The following is a 3,307-nucleotide window of genomic DNA, read 5'->3' as shown; positions in this document are numbered from 1 at the left end:
GAACGGTATAGCTCTCGGGATCTGGCTCCCACGGGCAGGTACGTTCGATCCCCGGCTACCGCTATCTTAAGACCACACAAAAATGAGGTCTACCAGAAAGATCTGGTGACCTCATAATACGAACGGGCAGGATAGTTGAAGACCTAAGTACTTATCTCTATAGGTGTATTGCTTTGTGATACAATAACTAGTCAAAACAATTGGGCAATGGATTACACAATGGCAATGAAGTACATACATTAAAGAATTATTGTAAGTTTACTCCTAAAGGGAGTGTGGAAAAGGTAGCTGCTTTGATGTAGTTAAACACAAGTACGACAGTGAAACCGCCAATTGTCAGTTCAAGGCCTTACCAGTGGATTACGGAGGTGAATAATAATGGACAGCCAATTAGTTGATCCCTACGAGTTACAGTTACGCAAAGCGCTTAACAAAGTACTACCCGATGCCTATGAAAGTCTAAAAACCCTCGACCAAATGCCAAGTGAAATTGGAATGAACTTGCTGGGGGTTCTTGTTAATTATGCTTGCGAGAGTCAGAACATAACTGTAATTACTTTAGCAAGAGATAGTATGAAGAAAATACCACTCAAGTGGTTGACACAATACTACCCTGAAGTTGTTAATAGAAGTATTGATTGGGCGGACGAATGGCAATACATTAGATTACTAGAAGTGACACAAGAGGTAGCCCCAGAATTATTAAAAGTATTTATTGATCGAGGATTATGCTCAGAAAATGATGAAATTCATGAAACAGCAGAGTATTTTAATAGCAAGCAGAACTGAAGCTGAATGCATAAAACATTTGAACCATTAGGCTAACACCTGCATCTAGATCACTTAGATAAAGTTTAAAAATCAATTCGCTGAACTAACGGGAAACTATAGTGTAACAATCACCAAGACGATGCTGCTGGAAATGAACGGGAGCCTCGTTGAGCTAACGGGCAGGATAACTCAATTATGTTCCCGAATTTATAATTAATAATCGATAGAATTGAGGGTTAGGAATGCCCATCCTAAAAGAGTTTGATTTAGACATCCCCTATACAAATGAAGCTGGAACACCTGTGGATTATGAAGCATCTTGGAAACAAAAACGAGTTCAATTTCGGGATCAGATCCGATGTATCGCTTCTTTATATGAAAGATCCTTTGATAAATTCAAGACAACCGATTCATGGAAAGTATTGATTGAATGTGTGGATGAAATCATTGATCCGGGAGTCATAGACTATACAGGTGTTTGTACTGTTCAAGTTCAATTTCATGTAGATTCATTTTTCACTATGAATGATCAAGAAAAAAAAGATACAACATTTAAATTATTGAGAAGAGGAATTGATAAGATTATTTCTGAAAAATGTTGGGATTCAGCTCCATTCGAACAAGCATTTGAAAAAGTAAAAGGAGCTAAATTCAAAAATGAATGGTATTGGAAAAAGCCTATTATAAGCCCTGATAGAAAACTAAAAGCAAGTATATATGTTATCTCCCTTGGTACGATATGATTTTCTCACGAATGCTCGCTTATTCGCAGGATTTCGCCCGGTTGGTAAGGGCTGAAAGACAAGAAGGGGAACGCCGTGTTAGACTTCGGCAACATGAAGGCGCACGGGAATAAAGGGGGGTATTGTCGCCCCATATACTTCCATTTACTGCACGCATTCTCCACGCCGCCCTTGGAGGTTTTCACTCCCATGTCTTAACGGGTCAAAGCCCTCTCATTCCTTCGTTACGCCTATCCAAGGGGTGGAGGCCGGTCTTGCTAACGGTACGGGTCGGTGCCCTTTGGTTTAATGAATCCGGTACTCCGTGCTTTCTTTGAAATCCTGCGAATAAGCCAAAACTCGTACAATGAAACGGGTTGTTAGGTTAAGCTGCTTGCAAGAGCGGTAACGTTTTTTGTGGCATGTAGGCTTTACCGCTGCGCGCCATCCCGACTAGTATTCTAGCCAATTTACCGCATAGTTTCATAATGGACCTCATTTTCTTCATCTTCTTGAATTGCACATTGTATGCATGCATCGCTTGAAACTCCGAATTGTTGATGACCAAACTCATAGTAGCCATGAAGAGGAAACGGCGAAGGCGGGATCGTCCGCGTTTGCTAATCTTCATTTGCCCCGTCCATTTGCCTGAGCTCGCTTCTGCGAGGTTAAGTCCTGCATGGCGCAGCAAAGCATTTCCGTGAACAAATCCGCTTAAGTCCCCAGCCTCACCCAAAATACCAGCTAATGAAATGACACTAATCCCTTTAATCGCGAGGATGGATTTTGCAAAGGGAATGCGTTCTAATACGGTTGAAATCTCCTTCTCTACAACCTCTAGCTGTTCGCAAGCAAGATCATACTCGGCGAGCAATTGTTTCAAGTGAAGCTTGTAGTAATGCGTAGCTGACTGAGATCCTACAGAATGGTTGGCCAGCTCGATGAGTGCTTTTGCTTTTCTAGCACCACAGTGCCGTTTCATGATGGTTTTCCATCCCTGAATCAGGTTCTGAGGCTGCAGCTTGCTGAGCTCCGCCGGAGTAGGGAAGAGGCGAAGTGTAGCAATGGAACCGATACAGGTGATGTCTTTGAATACGTGGCGTAGTTCAGGGAAAACAACGTCAACCCAGCGGTGGATCTGGTTTTTGGCACTAACAAGTCGTTTGACGACGAAGTCACGATTAGAGAGAAGCACACGTAGATCCTCGAAGGCTTCGGGGGTCGTGCGAGTTTCCGAGTAGTAACCGTTCTTGACCATGTCGGCAATAACGAGTGCATCCTTTCTGTCACTCTTTGAGGGCGTATTGTCGCGATTCTCTTTGTTCTTTTTGACGAGATGCGGATTGACTAAAACGACTTCAAAATGGTGTTCTGTGAGCCACCGAGAGACGTTAAGCCAATAATGCCCGGTTGGTTCCATCCCGACGACGGCTGCGCTTAAATGATGGGTGGTTTGCAGATTTTGAATCCATAGCAAAAGATTGTGAAACCCCTCCTTGTTATTAGAAAAGGATAAGTAGTCTCCGATGATGATGCCACGAAAATTTACAGCGCGCGCAACATGCATCTGCTGGGCGATGTCGATCCCGATAACTAAATGCTGAGCAGTAATTTTTTCAATGAGTTGATTTTGTCTCGCTTGCGATTTAAACTTCATAGTAGAGCGTCCTCCTGGATGATGGAATTTTTAGGGCTATGACCCGTTGCGTACTTCCATCGTACCGAGGCGCTCGTTCTTATGCAAAGCGGAAATTTAACGCTCTACAGGAATGCTAACGGGACACGATATACAGGAATGCTAACGGGACACGATA

General features: G+C 43.1%; 3 protein-coding genes. 2 read left to right on the top strand and 1 reads right to left on the bottom strand.

Features of this window, described 5'->3' with window-relative positions; translation table 11 throughout:
• Positions 1-378 precede the first annotated feature (378 nt).
• Together AB4Z45_RS32825 and AB4Z45_RS32820 are read left to right on the top strand one after the other, a co-directional pair.
• Positions 379-789 carry a hypothetical protein gene (locus AB4Z45_RS32825; protein ID WP_441913826.1) on the top strand — a complete coding sequence of 137 codons (411 nt, stop codon included), beginning with the start codon at positions 379-381 and terminating at the stop codon, positions 787-789.
• A 224-nt stretch (positions 790-1,013) separates the two neighbouring features.
• Entirely contained in the window at positions 1,014-1,514 is a 501-nt protein-coding gene (locus tag AB4Z45_RS32820) for a hypothetical protein (protein ID WP_441913825.1), read from the top strand.
• 364 nt (positions 1,515-1,878) lie between these two features.
• Here AB4Z45_RS32820 and AB4Z45_RS32815 read toward each other — a convergent pair whose 3' ends face one another.
• The gene (locus tag AB4Z45_RS32815) at positions 1,879-3,150 is read right to left on the bottom strand and encodes an IS110 family transposase (RefSeq protein WP_441913824.1); all 1,272 of its coding nucleotides are present in this window, start codon (positions 3,148-3,150) and stop codon (positions 1,879-1,881) included.
• Positions 3,151-3,307: the final 157 nt, after the last annotated feature.

Origin of the sequence: Paenibacillus sp. MCAF9 (genome assembly GCF_052114265.1) — a bacterium.
Classification (GTDB): Bacteria; Bacillota; Bacilli; order Paenibacillales; family Paenibacillaceae; genus Pristimantibacillus.
Note: the sequence above shows the minus strand (reverse complement) of the source record. Positions and strands in the feature narration are given on the sequence as shown.

Bases quoted from the DNA above. Each gene is read 5' to 3' on its own strand.
- AB4Z45_RS32825 (WP_441913826.1), top strand. From the start codon at position 379: ATGGACAGCCAATTAGTTGATCCCTACGAGTTACAGTTACGCAAAGCG.
- AB4Z45_RS32820 (WP_441913825.1), top strand. From the start codon at position 1,014: ATGCCCATCCTAAAAGAGTTTGATTTAGACATCCCCTATACAAATGAA.
- AB4Z45_RS32815 (WP_441913824.1), bottom strand. From the start codon at position 3,150: ATGAAGTTTAAATCGCAAGCGAGACAAAATCAACTCATTGAAAAAATT.